This is a genomic window from Paenibacillus sp. FSL K6-2524, from assembly GCF_038005525.1.
GTDB classification, from domain to species: Bacteria; Bacillota; Bacilli; order Paenibacillales; family Paenibacillaceae; genus Fontibacillus; species Fontibacillus anaericanus.
Window position 1 is genome coordinate 1,930,496 of the sequence record NZ_JBBOSP010000001.1, and the last position, 23,038, is coordinate 1,953,533.

At 40.9% G+C, this 23,038-nt stretch carries 14 protein-coding genes; 10 read left to right on the top strand and 4 right to left on the bottom strand.

The window, feature by feature from the left end; all coding sequences use genetic code 11:
* Positions 1-269 precede the first annotated feature (269 nt).
* Complete coding sequence (gene glnA / locus NST85_RS08555; RefSeq protein ID WP_127192393.1) at positions 270-1,694, top strand: type I glutamate--ammonia ligase; 1,425 nt, start codon at positions 270-272, stop codon at positions 1,692-1,694.
* A gap of 107 nt (positions 1,695-1,801) precedes the next feature.
* Here glnA and NST85_RS08560 read toward each other — a convergent pair whose 3' ends face one another.
* The 3 genes from NST85_RS08560 to NST85_RS08570 all read right to left on the bottom strand — a co-directional run bounded on the left by NST85_RS08560 (position 1,802) and on the right by NST85_RS08570 (position 7,007).
* Complete coding sequence (locus tag NST85_RS08560; RefSeq protein ID WP_341189066.1) at positions 1,802-3,481, bottom strand: ABC transporter substrate-binding protein; 1,680 nt, start codon at positions 3,479-3,481, stop codon at positions 1,802-1,804.
* A 105-nt stretch (positions 3,482-3,586) separates the two neighbouring features.
* Entirely contained in the window at positions 3,587-5,197 is a 1,611-nt protein-coding gene (locus tag NST85_RS08565) for a response regulator transcription factor (RefSeq protein WP_341189067.1), read from the bottom strand.
* A 28-nt stretch (positions 5,198-5,225) separates the two neighbouring features.
* On the bottom strand, positions 5,226-7,007 hold the full coding sequence (locus tag NST85_RS08570) for a sensor histidine kinase (RefSeq protein ID WP_341189068.1): 1,782 nt from the start codon (positions 7,005-7,007) through the stop codon (positions 5,226-5,228).
* A 144-nt stretch (positions 7,008-7,151) separates the two neighbouring features.
* Here NST85_RS08570 and NST85_RS08575 point away from each other — a divergent pair, with 144 nt between their 5' ends.
* The 5 genes from NST85_RS08575 (at position 7,152) to NST85_RS08595 (ending at position 15,477) form a co-directional block, all read left to right on the top strand.
* Positions 7,152-8,102: an ABC transporter permease gene (locus tag NST85_RS08575; RefSeq protein WP_341189069.1), complete on the top strand. Its 951-nt coding sequence runs from the start codon at positions 7,152-7,154 to the stop codon at positions 8,100-8,102.
* A 15-nt stretch (positions 8,103-8,117) separates the two neighbouring features.
* Entirely contained in the window at positions 8,118-8,990 is an 873-nt protein-coding gene (locus NST85_RS08580) for a carbohydrate ABC transporter permease (protein ID WP_127192388.1), read from the top strand.
* 54 nt (positions 8,991-9,044) lie between these two features.
* Complete coding sequence (locus NST85_RS08585) at positions 9,045-9,818, top strand: alpha/beta hydrolase (protein ID WP_341189070.1); 774 nt, start codon at positions 9,045-9,047, stop codon at positions 9,816-9,818.
* A gap of 91 nt (positions 9,819-9,909) precedes the next feature.
* Positions 9,910-12,075 carry a glycoside hydrolase family 3 N-terminal domain-containing protein gene (locus tag NST85_RS08590; protein WP_341189071.1) on the top strand — a complete coding sequence of 722 codons (2,166 nt, stop codon included), beginning with the start codon at positions 9,910-9,912 and terminating at the stop codon, positions 12,073-12,075.
* Between the two features lie 57 nt (positions 12,076-12,132).
* On the top strand, positions 12,133-15,477 hold the full coding sequence (locus NST85_RS08595; protein ID WP_341189072.1) for a GH36-type glycosyl hydrolase domain-containing protein: 3,345 nt from the start codon (positions 12,133-12,135) through the stop codon (positions 15,475-15,477).
* Positions 15,478-15,625: 148 nt separating this feature from the next.
* Here NST85_RS08595 and NST85_RS08600 read toward each other — a convergent pair whose 3' ends face one another.
* The gene (locus NST85_RS08600; protein ID WP_246054102.1) at positions 15,626-16,630 is read right to left on the bottom strand and encodes a LacI family DNA-binding transcriptional regulator; all 1,005 of its coding nucleotides are present in this window, start codon (positions 16,628-16,630) and stop codon (positions 15,626-15,628) included.
* A 434-nt stretch (positions 16,631-17,064) separates the two neighbouring features.
* Between NST85_RS08600 and NST85_RS08605 the strand changes: the two genes are divergently transcribed.
* From NST85_RS08605 to NST85_RS08620, 4 genes are all read left to right on the top strand, one after another.
* Complete coding sequence (locus NST85_RS08605) at positions 17,065-18,423, top strand: ABC transporter substrate-binding protein (RefSeq protein ID WP_127192383.1); 1,359 nt, start codon at positions 17,065-17,067, stop codon at positions 18,421-18,423.
* 106 nt (positions 18,424-18,529) lie between these two features.
* Entirely contained in the window at positions 18,530-19,423 is an 894-nt protein-coding gene (locus NST85_RS08610; protein WP_127192382.1) for a carbohydrate ABC transporter permease, read from the top strand.
* A 1-nt stretch (position 19,424) separates the two neighbouring features.
* Positions 19,425-20,261 carry a carbohydrate ABC transporter permease gene (locus tag NST85_RS08615; protein ID WP_127192381.1) on the top strand — a complete coding sequence of 279 codons (837 nt, stop codon included), beginning with the start codon at positions 19,425-19,427 and terminating at the stop codon, positions 20,259-20,261.
* Positions 20,262-20,309: 48 nt separating this feature from the next.
* Positions 20,310-23,036, top strand: coding sequence for a GH36-type glycosyl hydrolase domain-containing protein (locus tag NST85_RS08620; RefSeq protein ID WP_127192380.1), 2,727 nt, complete (start codon positions 20,310-20,312; stop codon positions 23,034-23,036).
* The last annotated feature ends 2 nt before the right edge of the window (positions 23,037-23,038 follow it).

Sequence of the window (23,038 nt, forward strand, 5' to 3'; positions counted from 1 at the left end):
GTAATGTTTTTTGTTTGTACAAAATCGACTTTTTCCGATGGTTTATTGCCTCCGTAAAAGTGCCTTAAATTTAATAGATTAAGGTCTTTTATACTATTTGTCGACAAGTTTGTACTGAATGTTATAATACCTCACATTGAGCACAAAAATACCTGACATGAGTATTGACGACAGAAAATTCTGGTTTTATAATGACGACATAATGATGAAAAGGATGAACGTTAACATCAATTTTTTGATTTAATGTTCGTGATTGGGGAGGAAATCATATGTCAGCAGAGCTAGTTTTGAAAACAATTAAAGAGAAACAAATCGAATGGGTGGATTTCCGTTTTGCAGATTTATCTGGCCGTGCGCATCACATCACTTTGCCTGCAAAAGAGGTTGACGAAGATACTTTCGTAAATGGTGTTGCATTTGATGGATCATCTATTCCGGGATTCCGTGGTATTGAAGAATCTGACATGGTAATGATGCCGGATCATGGCTCAATATATGTGGATCCTTTCACGGCTCACAAGACGCTAAATGTATTTTGTGACATTTTCACGCCAGATGGTGAGCGTTATGAAAGAGATCCACGTAGTATCGCGGTTCGGGCTGAAGAGTACTTGAAAGAAAGCGGAATTGGAACAGCAGCATTTTTTGCTCCTGAATCAGAGTTCTTTATTTTTGACGATGTACGTTATGAGAGTGGAATGAACAAAACGTATTATTCGGTAGATTCTGAAGAAGCGAATTGGAATACGGGACGGAGTGAAGAAGGTGGAAACTCGGGCTTCAAAATTCCTGTCAAAGGTGGCTATGTTCCGGTAGCTCCGATGGATAAACAACAGGATATACGTAGTGAAATGTGCCGTTTGTTAGAAGAAGCGGGGATTCGAGTTGAACGTCATCATCATGAAGTTGCTACTGCTGGTCAAGCAGAGATCAATTTCCGATTTGATACACTGACTAAAACGGCTGATAATTTGATGATCTATAAGTATATTGTACACAATACAGCTGCTCAATATGGTAAAACGGCGACGTTCATGCCAAAACCGTTATTTGGCGACAATGGTAGCGGGATGCATGTTCACCAATCGATCTTTAATGGTGACACTCCGTTGTTCTACGAAAAAGGCGCTTATGCGAATTTGAGTGAAATGGCTCTACATTATATTGGTGGTATTCTGTACCATGCACCAGCATTAATCGCGTTCACGAATCCTAGTACGAATTCGTTCAAGCGTCTGGTACCTGGATACGAAGCACCAGTAAACTTGGTTTATTCTAAAGGTAATCGTTCTGCAGCTGTCCGTATTCCGGTTGCAGCAGTTACACCTAAGGGATGTCGGATCGAGTTCCGTACACCGGATTCTACGGCAAATCCTTACCTAGCGTTCTCGGCTATGCTGATGGCAGGTTTGGACGGAATCAAACGTAAGATCGATCCCACTAAAGAAGGTTATGGACCTTTTGATAAAAATATTTATGAACTATCCGATGCAGAAAAAGGAGAAATTCGTAGCGTTCCAGGATCACTTGATGAAGCATTGAATGCTCTTGAGGCTGATTATGAATTCTTGACTGAAGGCGGCGTGTTCACTAAAGAGTTCATTGATAACTTCGTTGATCTGAAGCGCGCTGAGGCAAGATCGGTTGCGATTCGTGTTCATCCTTATGAATTTGGACTTTATTACGACTTGTAAGATTAATAGTATGCATACAAAACAGGGTGTGGATCATATTGCGATCCACACCCTGTTTTTATTATGCGGTAGTCAAGGATCTACTTCCCGTTCAGTTGTATATATAGTTATTTCGCAGATACAGCCTTGAACCATTCGTTAACTTCCTTTGTGATTTGCTCGCCACCATTGGAGTTCCAGTTGGTGACAAATTGATCAAAAGCATCTACCGGCAGTTGGCCGTATATGATTTTGTTGAATGTCTCCATCTCAGATTGGCGAAGAAGGTTCCATTTCGAAATCATCGTTGATGTCGCAGCGCCAGTGAAATAATTTTGTTTGCGAATGTCTAGTTGTGACATGACTACTTTTCCAGCATACCAGTTTTCTGGTTTACGGAACTGTGCCATTTGCTTTTCATAAGGTGTTACCGGTTCTTCCCCGTCCGCAAGCTTAACCAGTGTCTTCATATAAAGGTTTGGTATCCGAGCTGGGCCAGTTAAGTAAGGGAATTTATCGAAAAATCCTTTAATTTTATCTTTATCGCTAGTTGGTTGACCATCAATCATATCCCAATCATATCCTTGAGCAAATCCGAATTCAAATTCGCCGCCTACAGGTGGGTTAGCCAAATTATCTAGCAGATAGTTGTAATACAGGAAGATAGCTTCAGGGTGCTCAGCATCCTTATTAATCATGATACTGGCGTTTACACCTGAGTTCTGCCATTTTGTTCCGATGAGTCCATCTGGACCTGCAGGAACGGGATAAGCTTTATACTTAGATCCTGGTACGTTCTTCAATAAATCTGGAGCTGGCCAATCTGGAACCCAGTTTGCACCTGGTAGAATACCTGCAGCGCCCTTCGTCCAGCTTTCCGCTGATTTACCTTCATCCCACAAAGCGGAGTCTGCATGAATATAACCTTTATCCATCCATTCTTGCAGTTTAGCAAGCGCTTGTTTTGCTCCGGGATTAATCGAACCATACTCGAGATTACCATCGGCATCTTTATTCCATTGTTCTTGGATTGTACCATAAGCTCCGAATAACCAATCCAGACCACCCATCCAAGTATTGGTATTATTTTTCAAAGAAATTGCAAGTGGGAAAACGTCCTTTGGAGCTAATCCATCAGGATTTTCATTCTTGAATTTGTCCATGATATTTTCTAGATCAGCAATAGTTTTAGGAGCCTGAAGATTCAGTTTCTCCATCCAATCTTCACGTAACCATAGTAGTGTATCATCGTTATCGGTATATTCAAGGATAGGTAAGTTGTATTTCTTGCCGTCTCTCGTGAAGGGATACCATACTTCTGGATTCGCTGTTACATGGTCCTTTAGAATTTGGTTGGCATATTTATCAAATAACTCATCGATTGCTATAAATTGACCGGAATCAATAAGTTGGTTGGTTAATACCGCGTTCGTTGGTACAGTTACGAAATCAGGCATTTTTTCACCTGAAGCAATAGCAAGTTGAAGCTTTTGTCTATATTGATCGTCGCTAGCCGGGTACCAAGTATCTTTATGCTTGATACCTAAAGTCTCCAACATCCAACGATCGTGGATATTATTTTCTTTAGTGTCCCCTTGTGTGTACTCTCTTGGCATCATTACGGTGCTGATTTCGATGGCTGGCTCATATTTACCTTTGGCGAAAGCAGCATCTGCTTCAGATACACTTACGCCATTTGATGCGGTATTATCTTTCTCTACATTCTCACCGGACTTACCGTTACAGGCTGTGATTGTAACGAGTGCTATGATCACGAGCAACATCAATGATTTTTTGAATCTACCCATTTTTCAATTCCCCCTACTGTGTATGATCCTTACAAGTGTTACTTTATCAACCTAATGGGGAGGGGATCTATATGAGATTGTTAGTTTTCATAGTACTCTGTCATGCTATTTATTTCCGTCCCTATATTCCTGAGGGGTTACTCCATACTGACGCTTGAACACTTTAATAAAGTATGCAGGATCCGTATATCCAATCTCCATGCTGATTTCATAAACCTTTTTGTTGGTGGATTTGAGCTTATAACAAGCACGCCCCATCCGTAGATGGAACACATAATCGCTAATTCCTTCACCCGTTTCAAGCTTATAAATTTTGGATAAATGTGTCGGGTGTAAATTTACATGGTCTGCTAGTGCCCGTAATGAAACATCAAGATGTAAATTTTTATCTGTGAATTCTTGGACTTTCTTCACATACTGAGTACGTATATCTTTGATCTCATCTGAGGTCCCCTCTTTCAGTTTATCAAGTGCACCGAGAGACCACTTTCTGAGTTTACTGATAGAGGTAAAGGCTTCTCCACTCTGTAATGGTTCTATTTCATTACCAAGCAATTTAACCAAAGTATGACCATTTCGGTGTGCAAGATGAGTGAATGAAGCAGAGATTAAGCATCCTGCCTCCATACAATGTTCCCAGGATTCAGACCATTGATCATCTAGTTCTGCGAATATAGCCTTCAGCTTTTGGTTCGCTTCATCCCAACGTCCAGCCTCAAGTAGATTAACCAAGGTAGGAGGGACATAGAGGGCGCCTAAAGGTCTTTGCGCAGTGTTCTGTTCTAAGTCACTTACTCGCATAACAAATTCTCGTTCGTCTCCTACAATTTGTCGGAAATAAGTGGTAGCCTGTCGGAAGCGATCTGATAATTGCTCTGGAAAGTTAAACCATTCTGTAATGACAATGGACAGAGATCCTTTCAGGAATTGTTTTACTTTGTACTGCAGCTGCGAAGAAAGCTTTTCAAGAATGGTTTCTTTACCTATGTCATCCCTATTTTCTTTTAGTTGGAGCAAGAATACCAGATACCCATGCTCTTCTTTGACGCTCCAGACTTCCATGAATTCTCCAATAATCTCTTCGGCAATATTGATGATCGCATATTCGATCAAGGGTTGCCTATTGCTTAAATATTGGCCGAATTCTTCCTCCATCCGTACAAGTAGCAATGCGCATTCCCCTTGCTCGAACGGCAATCTGTAATTCTCAAGTTTTCGGATCCATTCGTCGGAAGGCATCCTCTGACCGTGTAATGCTTCAAGGAGTAGCTGACCGCGAAGAAGAGGTAGGTTCTCCCGTAAAGCGTATTGGGTACGTTCAAATGAACTTATGGTTTCCCATTCAGTGTTCAATTGATCGATCGCAGTCTTGACTGCATCCAACAATTCTTTGTCCGTTGGTGGCTTAAGTAAATAATCAACAGCATTATGCTGGAGCGCTTGTTTGGCAAATTCAAAATCTGAGTGTCCAGATAATATAATACATTTTATCTTCTTATCGCGTATTCTTATTCGCTCTATCAACTCTATGCCCGTCATTTCAGGCATTAGAATATCTGATATCACAATATCGATAGGATGCGTATCAATAATCTGCAGTGCTTCATGAGCTGAATAAGCTTTATGCACGTGTTCGATTCCAAGCGTATGCCAGGGTTTGTTCATAGATAAGTTGTCTACCCAGTGAGCTTCATCGTCTACTATGATCATTTGCATTGTTGTGTGTCTCCCTTAGATATTTAGTTTATTGTGTACCTGTGGGTATTTCCCATACGATCTCTGTACGAAATCCTCCCATAGGTGATTCTTTAAAAAATAGATAAGAGTTATTTCCAAATTGGTGAATGATACGTTGATTCGTATTCCAGAGGCCACAACCCATCTCCTCTTGCAAAGACTCGCGCATCTTATGATTTAATACTAATAATTGATCTGGATTAAGTCCGGGTCCATCGTCATCGATGAACACTCTGCAACAACCATCGGATACCTCACCCGTAATTCGAATTTCTCCTGATGTATAAGATTTGCCTACCCCATGAATGACGGAGTTCTCGACAATAGGTTGTAACATCAAGCGTGGTACATTCTGGGTGAACATTTCCATGGGAATATCGATATGATATTCAATCCTACCATTACGAAGTTTTTGGATATCTAAGTAGTTGACTAGTAGTTGGATTTCTTCTTTCAAGGTAGCTGTTTCCCGTTCCATTCGGGTTGTATATCGATAGTAAGCGCTTAAGTTATAAGCCATCGATACAACGGCTTCCTCATCTTTCATTTGGGCCATATTAATAATATAGCCAAGGCAGTTATATAGAAAATGTGGATTAATTTGAGCCTGAAGCTGCTTTAGTGTAGCTTCACGTGCCCTGATTTTTTCATTGAATACGTTTTCAATTAGATCTTGAATTTGGTGAGACATATCGTTAAACCGATGAAATAGAAATGAAAACTCATTATGATCTTTGGTATCGAGCCTTACAGAATAATCTCCACGTTGTACGCGTCGTAAGCCTTTGATTAGCTTTTTGATTGGACGTTGAACGTTTCTGTATAGCAATATCGATGCAGAAATACCAACAACAAAGAGTAGAAACATAGATAAATAGAATAAGTCACGGCTGAATGATATAGGTCCCAATATTTGATCAAGTGGAACAATATCAACTAGATACCAATCCAGATAGGAGGACTTAACAGAGCTTACTAAATAATTTTTGCCATCTAAGTTTACCACGTGTTGTGTCGTGTTGCCCGGGGATTGCTCATCCAAATAATGGATTAGCTCACTTGATAGCTCTTTGTTGGCACTGCGGTTCAAGATCGGAGTGTCGCCCTTATGGTAAAATAACGGGTCCCCTTGCCCTCCAGCCTTATATGAATCTAACATATTTTGAATATTCTCATAACTAAAGCTAGCTTCAATGACTAGATTGCTTCCTGTTAACATACCTTGTTGGTCTAAAGAATCAGTATAGAACCAATAAAAGGCTTTTAGTTTATCTGTAGACTCGTTTCCACCGTCACCGTACGTCCATTTTCCACTCATATTTCTTCTTAAGTAATCCTCATCATACCCCGCTGGTCTATTGTAGTTGGAAAGGACATCTTTGTTCTGTTGAGAATGCACAGCATATCTGGTAGGCCAAATATCCGCAACTCCAGCCTGAAGCATCATCTTTTCCTGAATCACATATCTTGTCTGCATCCGATCGTACCGATCTTCCCAGATGTTTAATCCGTTGAATTTCCTAACGTTCGGATCCTTTGAGAAGATGAGACTAAAATCCATCATCTGATTAATTCGTGAATCAATTTGACTGGATAGAAAAGTGAGTTGTTTGGTGTTAGATGTCTGCAGTTCTTTACTTACAACATCGAATGTGACGTCGTTAGAGTACGTGTATAAGATAATAATCGGTACAAATAATACGATGATCAAAATATTCATTTTGGCAAATAGGCTAAACCTCTTCCGAGGTTTTCCTCTGCTAGATGTAATCCCTCTCCAAATTTTCATAGTTGTCTCCTCCGGTCAATGTACCCTAATAAAACCATATCAATCCTAACAATGTTATATATCAGCGTTTAGAACTGCTTGATACTATATATAGCAGAGATACTTGATACTCACAAAATAAATTTTTTGAACGGGGAGAGGGCTATGGAAGCAAATGCTGTAGAACAGGTAGATTTAGTAACTACCAAACGCATAAAGAGAAAAAGAAATTATAAGCAACCATGGATTCTGCATTTCATGGTGCTGCCAGCGGCTATACTTGTGTTTATTTTTTCTTATATTCCTATGACAGGTGTCATTATGGCGTTTCAAGATTACAAGCCCGCATTGGGGATGACTGGTTCTCCATGGGTTGGCTTGAAGCATTTTCGCTACATGTTGGAAAATGATTATTTCATACAGATTACATGGAATACCCTGTTCTTTGCCTGTACCAAGATAATTATGAACTTAATCATTCCATTCATTTTCGCATTATTGCTGAACGAGGTACGGATCATGGGACTTAAAAGATCCATCCAAACGCTTGTTTATTTACCCCACTTTCTATCATGGGTAACTCTTTCAGGAATTTTGATTGATATGCTTGCCCAAACGGGACTCGTCAATCAATTTATATCGGGTGTGTTTGGTATTAAACCTATTTTCTTCTTAGGAGATGGGAATTGGTTCCGATTTACGATTATTGTCAGTGATGTGTGGAAGGAATTTGGGTTTAATACGATCATCTTTCTAGCAGCACTTTCCGGGATTAACCCAGCACTATACGAGGCTGCAGAAGTCGATGGTGGGGGCCGCTTCAAGCAAACGATGTATATTACCATCCCTTCACTTGTACCGATCGCAATCGTCATTGCAACCCTAGCACTCGGAAATGTGTTGAATGCCAATTTTGACCAAATATTCAACTTATATAGTCCTTTGATTTATCAGCAAGGAGATATTATTGATACCTTCGTGTACAGAGAAGGTTTGCTTAGTGGGCAATTCAGCTTTGCCACCGCAGTCAATCTGTTCAAATCTATGATTAGTTTAATTTTAATAGTTATATCGTATCGACTCGCTTATAAATTTGCCGGATACCGAATCTTCTAGAAAGGATGATCACTTATGTACCACAAAACACTGCCTTATCGAATATTCAGTATATTTAACAATGTGTTTTTGATGCTGATAGCTATACTGTGTTTACTTCCTATGTATCACCTTTTAATGGTTTCGTTAAGTGCATCTGCACCTGCTAATGCAGGATTAGTATCGTTTTGGCCGGTCGACTTTACTTGGCAAGCCTATGCCAAAACACTTAAGAATGCCAACTTTGTATCCTCTCTATGGGTATCAGTAGAACGAACCGTGCTTGGTACGGCACTCGCACTGGTATTGAATACGGTTGCCGCTTATGCACTCTCTAAAGAAACCCATGTTTTTCGGGCTCGTAATATTTATCTTTGGTATTTTGTCGTTACGATGCTGTTCAGCGGGGGGTTAATACCTGGATATTTACTTGTTTTGAAGCTTGGATTGATGAATACCTTGATGGCGCTCATTCTTCCGGGAGTCATTGCCGTCTTTAATATTATTCTTCTGCTAAACTTTTTCCGTACTGTGCCTAAAGACCTTGAGGAAGCAGCTTTTATTGACGGAGCGGGTCATTTCCGAACTTTCGTTAGTATTTACTTACCAGTCTCTTTACCGGTTGTTGCAACCGTTTCTTTATTTTTAATGGTAGGGCATTGGAATGCATATTTTGACGGAATTATTTATATCAAAGATGCTGCGAAGCTTCCACTGGCTAGTTTCATGCAAACGATAATCGTTCAAGGAGATATAACCAAGATAGATCCGGATGCCATTGCTAACAAATCTCAGCGAACCATTCGAGCATCACAAATTTTTATTAGTGCCTTGCCTATACTCATTGTATATCCTTTTCTACAGCGTTATTTTGTCACGGGTGTTGTTGTTGGCGCTGTAAAAGAATGATAACCAGAAAATAAAAATAATACACTGAATGTATTTGTATAGGAGATGAAAGGGTTGGCTTTGATTCAATGTCAGTTCTACTCAGAAACACTAAGTTTATCTACAGGTATAAACGCTTTGATTCCCCAGCATTCTGCGCTACAGATAAGTGGATCGGGTAAACTACCAGTCCTATATCTGCTGCATGGCTTAAGTGCGGATCATACCGATTGGATCAGACATTCTAGTATAGAACGCTATGCTGAAGAAAAGGGAATTGCTGTGGTTATGCCAAGTGTAGGTCGCAGCTATTATACAGATATGAAGTTTGGATCACCCTATTTCACTTTTCTAAGTGAAGAATTACCCCAGATTGTACGCGCCTTATTTCCTATCTCTGACCGTAGGGAAGATACATTTGTAGCAGGAATGTCCATGGGCGGATATGGGGCCTTTAAGTTAGGGCTTTCCTTCCCAGAACGTTATGCAGCGGCGGCAAGTCTATCAGGAGGATTGGATATTGTTAGTCGCATGAATGGGCTTAATAATTTCCAGCCACATGAATTGATTGCGATTTTTGGTGATGTGTCTGAATTGGAAGGAAGCACGAATGACCTATTTTATTTAATGGATAAATTGAAAGCATATGATGGAAATAAACCGATGTTCTATCAGTGCTGTGGCACAGAAGACTTCTTATACCAAGATAATCAGGCGTTTAGAAAGCGCGCGATTGATCTAGGAATAGAAGTGGCCTATGAAGATGGGCGCGGTGAACATGATTGGAATTATTGGGAGCCAAAGATACAAAGTGTATTAGATTGGCTACCCATCGAAACTAATTTATAGCGATGTTGCGAAACGTTTCGTAAAGTCATGATTTACGAAGTTTTATGGATGGATGATGAGAAGTAGATGACATGAACAGAGGATGATATCAATGGAGCATAAACAATTAACAGAATTACTAGAACAGATGACGCTGGAAGAAAAAATAGCACAAATGCTGCAATTGGTAGTGACCTTTTTTGAAGGGTCAGAAGAGGATGGTCAGATTACAGGACCGATGAAGTCGCTTGGGATCACGGCAGAAACGGTGAATCAAGTTGGTTCTGTACTAGGACTTAGCGGGGCAGCAAAAGTGATTCAGGTACAACAAACTCATCTGAAGAATGACAGATTAGGTATTCCCATGATCTTTATGGCGGATATCATACATGGCTATAAGACTATTTTTCCCATCCCTCTAGCTATCGGCTGTTCATGGGATCAGGACCTTGCTGAACAAAGTGCTGCTGTTGCTGCCAAGGAAGCCGCGGTATCCGGACTACATGTTACATTTGCGCCGATGGTTGATCTTGTTCGTGATCCGCGATGGGGACGCGTGATGGAATCAACGGGAGAAGACACCTATTTGAATAGTATATTTGCTCGTGCATTTGTGCGTGGTTTCCAAGGAGAAGATTTAAAGAATGATGTCAACCGCGTGGCTGCATGTGTGAAGCATTTTGCAGCTTATGGTGCTGGTGAAGGTGGACGTGAATATAATACGGTCGATCTATCGGAGCGACAATTGAGAGAGTATTACTTACCTGCATATAAAGCTGCCTTGGATGAAGGCTGTGAGTTAGTGATGACCTCATTTAATACCGTCCATGGTTCTCCAGCTACAGGGAATCGAGCTCTCATGCGAGATCTGTTACGAACGGAGTGGGAATTTGATGGGGTCATCATCTCCGATTGGGGAGCAGTGATTGAGCTCATTGCTCACGGAGTTGCAGAGGATGAAGGGGAAGCGGCTTATTTAGCGGTCCAAGCAGGTATAGATATTGAGATGATGACCTCTTGTTATGTGAAGTATCTGCCGGAACTGATAAGAAGCGGTAAAGTAGATGAGTCTTTAATTAACGAAGCAGTACTTCGTATATTGAACTTGAAAAATAAGTTGGGACTATTCGAGAATCCGTTACGTGGAGCTGATCCAGAAGCAGAACGAGAGGTCGTATATTGCGATGAGCATAGAGCAGTCTCACGTGAACTTGCATCAAAATCTTGTGTTCTTCTTAAAAATACAGGTGTTCTTCCACTTCAAGCAGAACAAAAAATCGCTTTAATTGGTCCATTCGCGCAGAGCACGGATATTCTCGGTCCATGGTCTTGGATGGGTGCTGGATGTAATGTTACGCCACTGAATCAGGCAATTCAGGAGAATATTTCAGCCTCGAATGTAGTCTTGGCGGAAGGTTCAGGGATCGATACGATTACAGACGTTCAAATTCAAGAGGCAATAGAAGTCGCATATAAATCGGATGTAATCGTTCTTGCGTTGGGTGAGAGCACACATATGAGCGGGGAAGGGGGAAGTCGTGCTGACATTACTTTACCGGCGGCACAGCTTAAGTTGATCACTCACCTAAAAACGTTGGATAAGCCCATGGTGGCTATCTTGTTTAACGGACGCCCGCTAGATCTTCATGGTGTACATGATCAAGTAGATGCAGTTCTCGAAGCTTGGTTCCCTGGAGGTGAAGGGGCTAGTGCAATCACAGATATTTTATATGGTGAGGTCAATCCATCAGGAAGGTTATCGATGTCATTCCCGCATGCGGTAGGACAAATTCCTGTATATTATAACCACTATAATACGGGTCGTCCAAAGAAAGAGTCCGAACCAGATAATCGTTATGCATCGCAGTACTTAGATATTCCGAATGAGCCTCTATTTCCATTTGGTTATGGATTAAGCTACACAGAATTCGAATATGGTGAGATCGAGTTATCAGCGAAGGTAATGAAGCCAGAACAACCATTGCAGGTCACGGTTACGGTTACGAACACAGGGCAAATGGCAGGAGAAGAAGTTGTACAACTCTATATTCGTGACATCACAGGAGAGGTCGTTAGACCAATGAAGGAGTTAAAGGCCTTCATCAAAATCTTGCTACAACCTGGGGAGTGCAGGGAGGTCAGCTTCATATTGACAGAGGAGCAGCTTCGTTACCATCATTCAGATTTGAGTTTCAGTAGTGATGCTGGCGAGTTTGTAGTGTTTGTAGGAGCGAATAGTCGAGACGTGGTAGAGCGTAGATTTCGTCTTGTAAAGTAAATTAAATTTAACAACATAGAACAAAATGATTCCTACAGCGAATGGAGTGAGAGAACAATGGCTACAAAGAATGACGATTTGCTTACATTGGAAGCAGGAAGTCTGACTTTTGAATTTCTGCCAAGTGGAGATTTGTATCAAGCTACTTATGGTGGAACGATGATCAATCAATGGTTATCGAATTCAATAGATGGATCTCTAAATAATATTTATCTAAGAATACATGATATAGAGGGAATTAAAGCTTATCCATTGCTTGGGGTGAACTCTCAAAGCAGAGTACGTAAGCTAGATAACCGACTTGTATTTGAAGGCGAAGTAGCAACGATTCGTTATCAAGTCATGTTCACGCTGGCAGAGCAGGGTGCGTGGTTCTGGGATGTTAGAGTTGAGGGGCGTCAAAGACAGGTTGACTTGATTTATGGACAAGATATCGGGATCGCTAATGTAAGTGCTGTTCGTAGTAATGAAGCTTATTTATCTCAATATATAGATCATAGTGTTTTTGAAGATGAGCGCATTGGATACGTCGTTTGCTCCCGGCAAAATCAGCCGCAAGGCGGAATATTCCCATACATTCAACAAGGATCTTTAACTAGAGCTGTAGGATATTCGACAGATGGCTTTCAATTCTATGGTTTGTCGTATAAAGAAACAAATAAACCGGAGTGCTTAACTCAAGATTCACTCGCTAATGAAATCTATCAGTATGAATTTGCATATACGGCATTACAGTCAGAACGTATCCAACTTGATGGAGAAGCTAGGTTCGTATTCTACGGACTATATAAGAATGACCATTCTACGAATATATCTTCACTTGAGTTCAATGATGAAGTGCTTCAGGCCTATAAAGCTATCGAAAAACTTAGTTTCGAAGGAGGAACGCTTCTAGAAAAGGTTGCTTCATTACCTTCAATAGGTGCTCCCCTGCAAACAGAAGATTTGACTGAAGTTGAAATCAACCGTTTGTTCCCTAAACGTAATCAAGAGGAAGTGGAAGGGGGCAAGTTACTTGCTTTCTTTACGGATCGCTATGAACATGTCGTTCTAAAAGAAAAAGAGCTATGCGTTGAGCGTCCTCATGGACATATTTTAATGAGCGGCGAAAATGTGAGCCTGAATAACCCTGTCATAACAACAACTTCATATATGTACGGTATCTTTAACTCTCAGATTGTTGTTGGGAATACCAATTTCAATAAAATGACAACCAATGCGAGAAATGCGCTTAACGTGCCCAAAACATCGGGCCAACGGATCTATGTGGAAATAGAGGGAACTTATCGACTATTGACGATGCCATCTCTTTTTGAAATGGGTTTCAACTACGTGCGATGGTATTATAAAACGCAGGATGACCTTTTGATTATTACTAACTTCACGACAGTAGATTCACCAGAAATACGGTTAATTGTACGCTCGGAGCAAAATAAAGCATATAGATTCCTAGTGACGAATCAGGTAATAATGAATGTTAATGAATATGATACTCCATATCACATGTGTGATCATGGTGAATATCTATCATTTCATGCCGACTCTGCAACATTAAGTGCAGAAGTTTATCCAGAGTTAGAGTATCGAATTCATCTGACGGGTGCGAATATGAAGATTGCAGATGAACGAAAACTTGTAAGCTACGTCAATCCAGGTGAGGCATCAATTACTGTAATGGAGTTATCTGCCAGCAGTGAATGGATGATGACTATTCAAGGATTGCTTAATGGTGGGGATCTACCATTAGTGACGAGACAGCAAGATGAAGAAATTGAGCGTTATCGAGAATATTTCCGGTCTGTAATGAATGGATTTCATTTGTCAGCAGGGAGCGGAACTGAAGCTGAACTGTTTAAGGTGAACGGAATCGCATGGTGGTATACGCATAATATGCTAGTCCATTACTCAGTTCCACACGGTCTGGAGCAATATGGCGGTGCGGCTTGGGGAACACGCGATGTCTGCCAAGGACCTGTCGAATACTTCATGGCAACTCAGAAATATGATCAGGTACGAGCTATAATACTAATGATATATTCTCATCAATTCGAGGATAATGGCAATTGGCCACAGTGGTTCATGTTCGATAAATATACGAGGGTTCAACAGGAAGAGAGCCATGGCGATATTATTGTTTGGCCGCTGAAAGTACTTGGCGATTATTTGAAGGTAACAAGCGACTATAGCATTTTGGATGAGCAAGTTCCCTATACAAGCAAGCAAGGGTTTGATTTTACAACAGAGACAGCGACAATATTAGATCATGCACATAAGGAAATCGAATATATCAAAAATCATTTCCTGCATGGTACCCATTTGTCTGCCTATGGAGACGGAGATTGGGACGATACCCTTCAACCAGCTAATGGTCAATTGAAGCAGTTTATGGTCAGTAGCTGGACTGTAGCTCTAACTTATCAGTCGCTGAACCAATTTTCGCATGTAATGGAAAGGGTTGATCCTGCCTCAGCGGCAAGCTTGCGGAGTCTCGCTGATGGAATCCAGACTGATTTCCACCATTACATGCTACAAAGTAAAGTTATTCCGGGCTTTTTGTATATGGAGAATCCAGAACAAACGAAATTGATGGTTCATCCAAGTGACACAGAAACAGGAATTCAGTATCGGTTATTACCGATGACCCGTAGTATGATTAGTGAATTGTTGACACTTGAACAAGTTAATACACATTATGCAATTATTCGTGAGCAACTGTTCTGTCCAGACGGTGTACGGTTAATGAACCGACCTGCACAATACGCTGGAGGTGTAAGTACCCATTTTAAACGAGCGGAGCAAGCTGCTAACTTCGGGCGTGAGATTGGGCTGCAATATGTTCATGCCCACATTCGGTATGTTGAAGCCATGGCTAAGGTTGGTAAAAAGGATGAAGTGTGGAGTGGACTTGCGCGAATTAATCCTATTGGTATAAAAGATGTTGTTCCTAATGCCGAGCTACGACAAAGTAATGCGTACTTCAGTAGCTCTGATGGTAAATTCAACACCAGGTACGAAGCTCAGGAGAGATTTGATGAATTGCGCAGCGGAAAGGTTTCGGTGAAGGGGGGCTGGAAAATTTATTCTAGTGGACCTGGAATCTATATGAACCAGTTGATCTCTAATGCGCTTGGTATCCGCCAGGAAGAAGGTAATTTGATTCTTGATCCTGTGTTGCCGCAAAGTTTAGATGGGCTACATTTTGACTTCGAATATGCGGGTGCTTCAGTTCGATTTGTGTATCACTTGAACGGCAGTGAGGTACGTCGTGTGAGAATAAATGGTCAGGATGTAATCACGGATGAGACGACAAATCGTTACCGTACTGGGGGATTAAAGATTATTCGGAATGAGTTCGAACGTGTGCGTTCATCGGCTATAAACATTGTAGAAATCTATATGTAAATGAATTGAATTATTCGAAATCATTCCGTTCTCTGCGCTACTTCGAGCGTAAATTTATGTGTGTTTGGGCAACTAAACGCAATATACCGAAAACAACAAAGAGCAGATCAAGGATAACCCCCTTGATCTGCTCTTTGTTGTTCTTTTTTTAGTAAGCTCTTTTGTTCATGCCACTACCACATGATTCGCGTATAACCAGTTCAGGTTCTACTACAACATTACCGGTCACGGATTGATTGTTTATCAGATCATACAACATGAGAGAGGCAAGTTTGCCGATTTTATCTTTATTTTGCTTAATTGTAGTAATAGCAGGGCTAGTATATTTACAAGCCTCAATATCATCACAGCCAATAATGGCTACATCCTCTGGTACACTAAGTTTATTTTCTTTGAGTGCTCGCATAGCGCCGATAGCAATAAGATCGGAGGCTGCAAAGATGGCTCTTGGGAGACTACCTGCCTGAATCATCTTACTCATGGCTTCATAACCACTTGATTCAAAGAAATTATCTCCGTTAACGAACCATTTTTCGTTAGTGGGGAGTCCGAAACTTTCGATAGCATCCTTATAACCATTCTCGCGCATATTCGAAATATCGGATTCTAAGGTGCTTCCAATGTAACCCAATTCACGGTAGCCCTGTAGATAAAAATGTTCGACAACTTTGTATGACATTTTGTAGTTATCGGACATAATAAAACTGGAGTTTTTGCCTTGTAGTTGGATATCAACGCCAATACATGGAATATCACTAAGATCGAGCTCGTTAATGGACTGTTCTAATTGTTGACCCGTAACGATAATACAACCATCTACATGAAAATGTAAGCAACGTGCTACGTAGTCTCCATCAATGGAGTAAAACTTTTCGTTGGAGAAAAACAACAGATCATATCCAAGGACGCCCATCTGCTTCTTGAATGAGTTGAGTACCTCGACGAAAAATGGATGTGTAAAGTCGATGTTTAGTTTCCCAGCAAAAATAACTCCGATGAGATTGGACTTCTTGGTTGCTAGTGTTTTCGCTGAATTAGAAGGCACATAACCTGTCTGTCTCATGATTTCAAGAACTTTTGTCTTTGTTTCTTCGGAAATATCACTGTAGTTGTTAATGATCTTGGAGACAGTGGATACGGATACTCCGGCCATTTCAGCAATGGTTTTAATATTTAACGACAAGATCAAGACCTCCTATATTGAATCAATATGAAACAAATAATCATCTTTCTCGAGTAAGGTTGATCATGGTTTGTGGAGTCGTAAAATCTGCTGAAGCCGCGCCATGTCTACGAAAACGTTTTTCGTAAATAGTGTAACTGGTTTTTAAGTGATAGTCAATTACATTAGAGAGTTAAAATCAAATAAACCCTTGATATATCAGGGGAAGGGTGGCGTTGTGTCTTGAAAAATCGATGGATATAAATTGTCAAAAAATATATCTTTACAAACGAAAAAATCAATGTAATAATGACATCAACGAAACCGCTTTCGTTAGTTTATCCTCAGAAGTTTAATCATCAACGAAAACTTACGAAAATGGATTTCTCAAAAAGGAATCATCAACAAATAGGGGGTCATTAAGAATGGTTAAGAGAATTTCTGCTGTAGTGCTAGCAAGTGCTTTAACACTTAGCTTGGCGGCGTGTGGAAGCAACAACGGAGGCAATACTGCTACTGAAGGCAATACTGGTAGCAAACCATCGGGAGAGAAGAAGGTAGTCAAAATCCTTCACTGGAAACAAGGTAACGTTAACGCAGCAATGGAAGAAATTAATAAGGCATTTGAAGCTAAATATCCAGAATATAAAGTTGAGTACACGACAACAGGTCCTGATGACGAGTACAAACAAGCACAAAGAGCAAGAATTACGGCTAACGACGTTGACGTTCTTGCTGATCTTTCAGGTATGAGATTGTCTCCGAAAGATTGGACCCCAGGAGCTAAAGTACCTGACTGGCAACAATGGATTGATTCAGGACTTATCGCTGATCTGTCCGATCAAGAATTCGTAAAGAACTGGAATGCTAATGATATTGAAAAAGCTGGTACTTACAACGATAAAGTTTACGCAATCCCAACAGGTAAAGTAGCAATGTCCGGTTTGTTCTACAACAAACAAATCTTCGAAGATAACGGACTGAAAGTACCTACTACTTGGACTGAGTTCCTTAAATTATGTGAAGATTTGAAAGCAAAGGGTATTACACCTATCGGCGTAGCTGGTAAAGATGTATGGCCTTTGAAATTGCCTGTATTCGCATTACAAGCGAAAATTTTAGGTGGTGGAGATCAACAAAAATGGATTGAAGGCGTTTGGAAAGGCGAAACTGCATTTAATGATGCGGAAGCCGTTGAAGTTCTAGATAAAATGAAAACTCTTCAAGACAATTACATGATTGATGGATTTATGGGGATTGACTATGCATCTGCACCTTCCATTTTCGCAACTGGAAAAGTGGCCATGCTTGCTGATGGTTCATGGGATGCACCAACAATCGCTACTGCAAATCCTGATTTGAAATTTGGTTATTTCCCAGTTCCAGCTACTGAAGATGCTGCGAAGAATGCATCTTTCGTTGGTAAATACGATGTAACTTGGTATGCAGCAGAGAAAGGCCCGAACAAAGAAGGCGCATTGAAATGGCTGGAATTCTTCTCTGAATCAGAGAACTACACCAAATATGTTAAGGCTGCTGGATTTATTCCAACTCAAGACAACATCGCTACAGACAGCGAATTTATCGACAAAGAACTTACTCCTTACTTGGGTGACTTTGAACTAGCATATGAAATTATGATGATCAACCGTCAGAACGTTGGCGAGCATATCGCTGCTGAAGGTGTTCACACTGAGTATCTAGCTCCAGGTGGAGAATTTAAAACAGCTAAAGAATTGGCTGATGTACAACAGAAAGAATGGGAAGCTGCGGCTCCTAAATGATTTTGATCCAAAAGTAATAAGTTGATTTAAATAAAAATATAAAAATTTCGGGGTCTGATGCACAGGCCCCGATCATTTATGACTCGGGATTGGCGAGGTGAGAGAGATGTATCCATTTGGAAAAGGAATGGCCCGTTACGTACCGCTTTTGTTGTTATTGATACCGTTCGCATTGTACGTAGTGTTCTATTTTGGTCCTTCTGTATTAACGGTTATTTACTCCTTTACGGATGTTAAAAATATTCCTGGAAGCCCTGTTAAATTTGTAGGTCTTGATAATTACTATGATGTATTCTTCTCTGGGAACTCTGGAGAACGTTGGCGCTCAATTACAAACACTCTAATCTTTATGGTCGTTGTAACGATCGTTCAGAACGGGGCTGCTTTGTTTATTGCTGTTTTGATCAATCAAAGATTGCGTGGGGACAATTTCTACCGTGCCGTGTTCTTCATGCCGGTTGTTCTTGGTGTTTCGGTAGTTTCACTTATTTGGGGGATGATGTTTGATCCATTAAGTGGTCCGGTAAATATGTTATATGAGTGGTTATTCGGGTATAAGGATATGTTCTTTGCAAGCTTTACGCATGCATTTGGTTACATTATCTTTGTGCAGATCTGGATGTACATGGGTTACTCCATGTTGATTTTTCTTTCGGGACTTCAATCCGTGCCTAAGGATTTGTATGAGGCAGGATATATCGATGGAACTACAAAATGGCAGTCATTCCGCCATATTACATTTCCATTAATTGCATCGTCATTTACCGTCAACATGTTGCTTTCCATTATCGGAGCGATGTCGACGTTTGATATTATTTTGGCTACAACAGATGGACGATTCAATACTAGAACAATGGCATACGACGTTTATAAAGAAACATTCCGTGGTAGCCTGGAGATGGGACTTCCTTCGGCCCTTTCTGTTGTGCAGTTCCTGATGATCCTCGTCTTTGTTGTAGTAGCAGTTAAGCAAATGCGTAAGAGAGAGGTGGAATATTAAAATGAAGAAGTCTAAGTCATTTACTATTCTTTCTTACGCTGTAATTTTCGTGTTATTGATTTTGTATATCGCACCTCTGATCTTGGTTCTAAATGTTTCTCTTAAATCATACCCAGAGTATTTGATGAACCCAATCGGTCTCGTTAAAGAAATCCAGTGGAGCAACTACGTGGATGCTTGGACAGAAGGGAACTTCGCCAACTACTTTATTAACAGTATGATTTATACAGTGGTTGCTACTGTATTGACAATAATTGTATCCGTGCTGGGTGCATTCCCCGTTGCTCGTGGCTATGTAAAGTGGAGCGGATTTATTTATCTGTTCTTCTTGCTATCTCAATTTCTTCCGAATCCAATGGTTTCTCAATATAAGCTGATGTTATCACTCCGGGAAAATTTAGATTTCTTCGGCTATGATACGAAACTAGGTTACATTATTTTGAAAACGAGCGGTACGGGTGTCGTGTTTATGTTGTTTGTTGGTTATATCAAATCGATTAGCCGTGACTTGGATGAAGCCGCTGGTATGGATGGATCAGGTTACATGCGCTACCTATTCCAAATGATTATGCCATTGATGAAGCCTGTTATTGCGACAGGTGTTATTCTGACAGCGATCGGAATTTGGAATGACTTTGTTGGCCCGATTATGTATTTGCCAAGTAAGGTGAATTACCCAATCACATTCGGGTTGAAGGAGTTCAAAGGTCAATACGGTAATAACTGGCCACTTCTAGCCTGTGGTATTACTCTTGTTGCTGCGCCGCTTATGGTGTTATATTCCTTCATCCAGAAATATCTCGTGGATGGTGCACTGGCAGGAGCCGTGAAATCTTAAATTAAAAGTAAAATTTAATCTTGATAAAAAGTGAGAGGAAGAAGCCATATGACGCAGCAAGGCTGGAAATTTCAAGGGGACCAAGGTGAATTTAAGTTGTTGCATCCTGAGAATTACAGCTATTTATACTTCCCCTTAGTGAATGAGGCGGGAATGATGTCCGCCATCACACCGAATTTACACGGTGAGATTACAACAAGTCACAATACTTTTCTGATGGAACCTGTTTCTGTGGAAAGCTTACACAATTCAAAGGCTTCACGTAATTTCTGGGTTCATATCGAGGGATACGGAGCATGGTCGGCCAGTGGTAATTCGGCAAGACAAAATGCGCAGCAGTTCTCGAATGTCAAAGAGCAAAGCTACATGGAAGCTGGATTCCTTTGGCATAAATTAACTCGTGAAAACAGTGAAATCGGATTGAAAGCTGAAACTGTCAACTTTGTTCCTGTTGGCGGTGATCAGGTGGAATTAATGAAAGTGAGATTAACCAATACGGGGAATTCACCAATTCAATTGACACCTACCGCAGCGGTTCCACTTTACGGACGTTCAGCAGATGATCTGAGAGACCATAGGCATGTGACCTCATTGCTCCATCGGATTTTTACATCAGAGCATGGGATCGAAGTACAACCAGCACTTTCTTTCGATGAGAGAGGGCACCGTATAAATAAGGTAACATACAGTGTGCTGGGTTCTGAAGCTAGTGGAAACGCACCTACTGGATTTTTCCCAGTCGCAGAGGAGTTTATCGGCGAAGGTGGTTCATTTGATTGGCCGGAAGCTGTGGTAACCAATTTGGAATCCGTTACGAAATCAGGGGCTGCGATTGAAGGTTATGAGGCAGTCGGAGGTCTTCGCTTCGCAAGTACTCAATTATTACCCGGGGAATCAACTTCTTACGTTATTGCGATGATTATTTCTGATGATCGACTTGAGACGGAACGTTATACCAAGGATTATTTGTCTGAAGCTTGTTTTGATGCTCTTTTGGAAGAGAACAAATCTTATTGGCAAGACAAGTTAGAGACAATCTCATTCCATTCTGGAGATCAAGAGCAGGATTTGTGGATGAAATGGGTGACATTACAGCCAATCTTGAGACGTATGTATGGTAATTCGTTCCTTCCTTATCATGACTACGGCCGTGGTGGACGGGGATGGCGCGATTTATGGCAGGATTGTCTTGCATTAATGGTAATGGAACCAGCTGAGGTAAGATATCTCCTTCACAATAACTATGCGGGTGTCCGTATTGATGGAAGTAATGCAACGATCATTGGGTCGAAACCAGGTGAGTTTGTTGCAGATCGAAATAATATTCCACGGGTTTGGATGGACCATGGTGCTTGGCCGTTATTGACTACACTTCTATATGTTCATCAAAGCGGTGACATAGATTTCTTGCTGCAACCACAAGTTTATTTCCGCGATTCCTTCGTTAAACGTTGTCATGAAAGAGATCTCACTTGGACGCCGGAACTTGGTAACAAGCTCGTATCGCGAGACGGAGAACTTTATGAGGGAAGTATTCTCGAGCATATTTTGTTACAAAATATAGTTCCGTTCTTTAACGTTGGCGAACATAACAATATCAAATTGGAAGGCGCCGATTGGAATGATGGTCTTGACCTTGCTCCAGATCGGGGAGAGAGCGTTGCATTTACTGCTTTCTATGCTAGCAATTTGATCGAATTGTCGGAACTCCTTGTCCACTTGGAGAAGTCTTCAAATATGAAGACCATCGAATTAGCGGAAGAGATGATTGTATTATTTGATACACTGTCGAGTGCGGTGTCATATGATAGTATTGCTGAGAAGCATGCCTTGTTGGATCGATATTACGATTCCATTGTTCCATCAATTAGTGGTAAGAAGCTCAAACTGGATGTTCTAAAAGTCGCTGAGGATTTGAAACGCAAAGGTGAATGGGTTATTGATCATCTGCGTAAAAACGAGTGGATTGCAAACAAAGAAGGTTATGAGTGGTTTAACGGATACTACAATAATGATGCAGAACGTGTAGAAGGAGACCATCCGAATGGTGTAAGGATGACGCTCACAGGTCAAGTGTTCAGTATTATGGGCGGAATTGCTACTGATGAACAGGTTGGCCAAATTTCTAACGCTGTGGATCGTTACTTGAAGGACGACCAGATTGGATACCGTTTGAATTCGCAATTTGGTGGTACTCAACAAAACTTAGGTCGGGCTTTTGGTTTTGCTTTCGGTCATAAAGAGAATGGCGCTATGTTTAGTCATATGACGGTAATGTATGCTAACGCTCTATACAAACGTGGTTTTGTTAAAGAAGGTTATGATGTTCTTGACTCTATCTACCGTCTTTCTGCAGATTTTGAAACCAGCCGGATGTATCCAGGTGTTCCGGAATATATTAATGAGAAGGGCCGCGGTATGTACACATACCTTACAGGCTCTGCGAGTTGGCTTCTGCTTACTCAACTCACTGAAGTATATGGAGTAAAGGGGCATTTCGGTGATTTACATCTGGAACCGAAGCTTACTAAGGAACAGTTCGATCAAGAAGGCAATGCTCACGTCGAAACGTTGTTTGCAGACCGGAAACTACGTATTGTATACCATAATGCTCAGCGTGCTGATTATGGGCAATACCGAGTATCTTCTATTACTATGAATGGACAGCCGATCTCTTATGAAGAGTATGGCCGTGGCAGTCTTATCGAACGTTCGATACTGGAGTCACTTCCGAAAGATGGCACCCATTCTATCCATATTATTCTTGATATTTAATC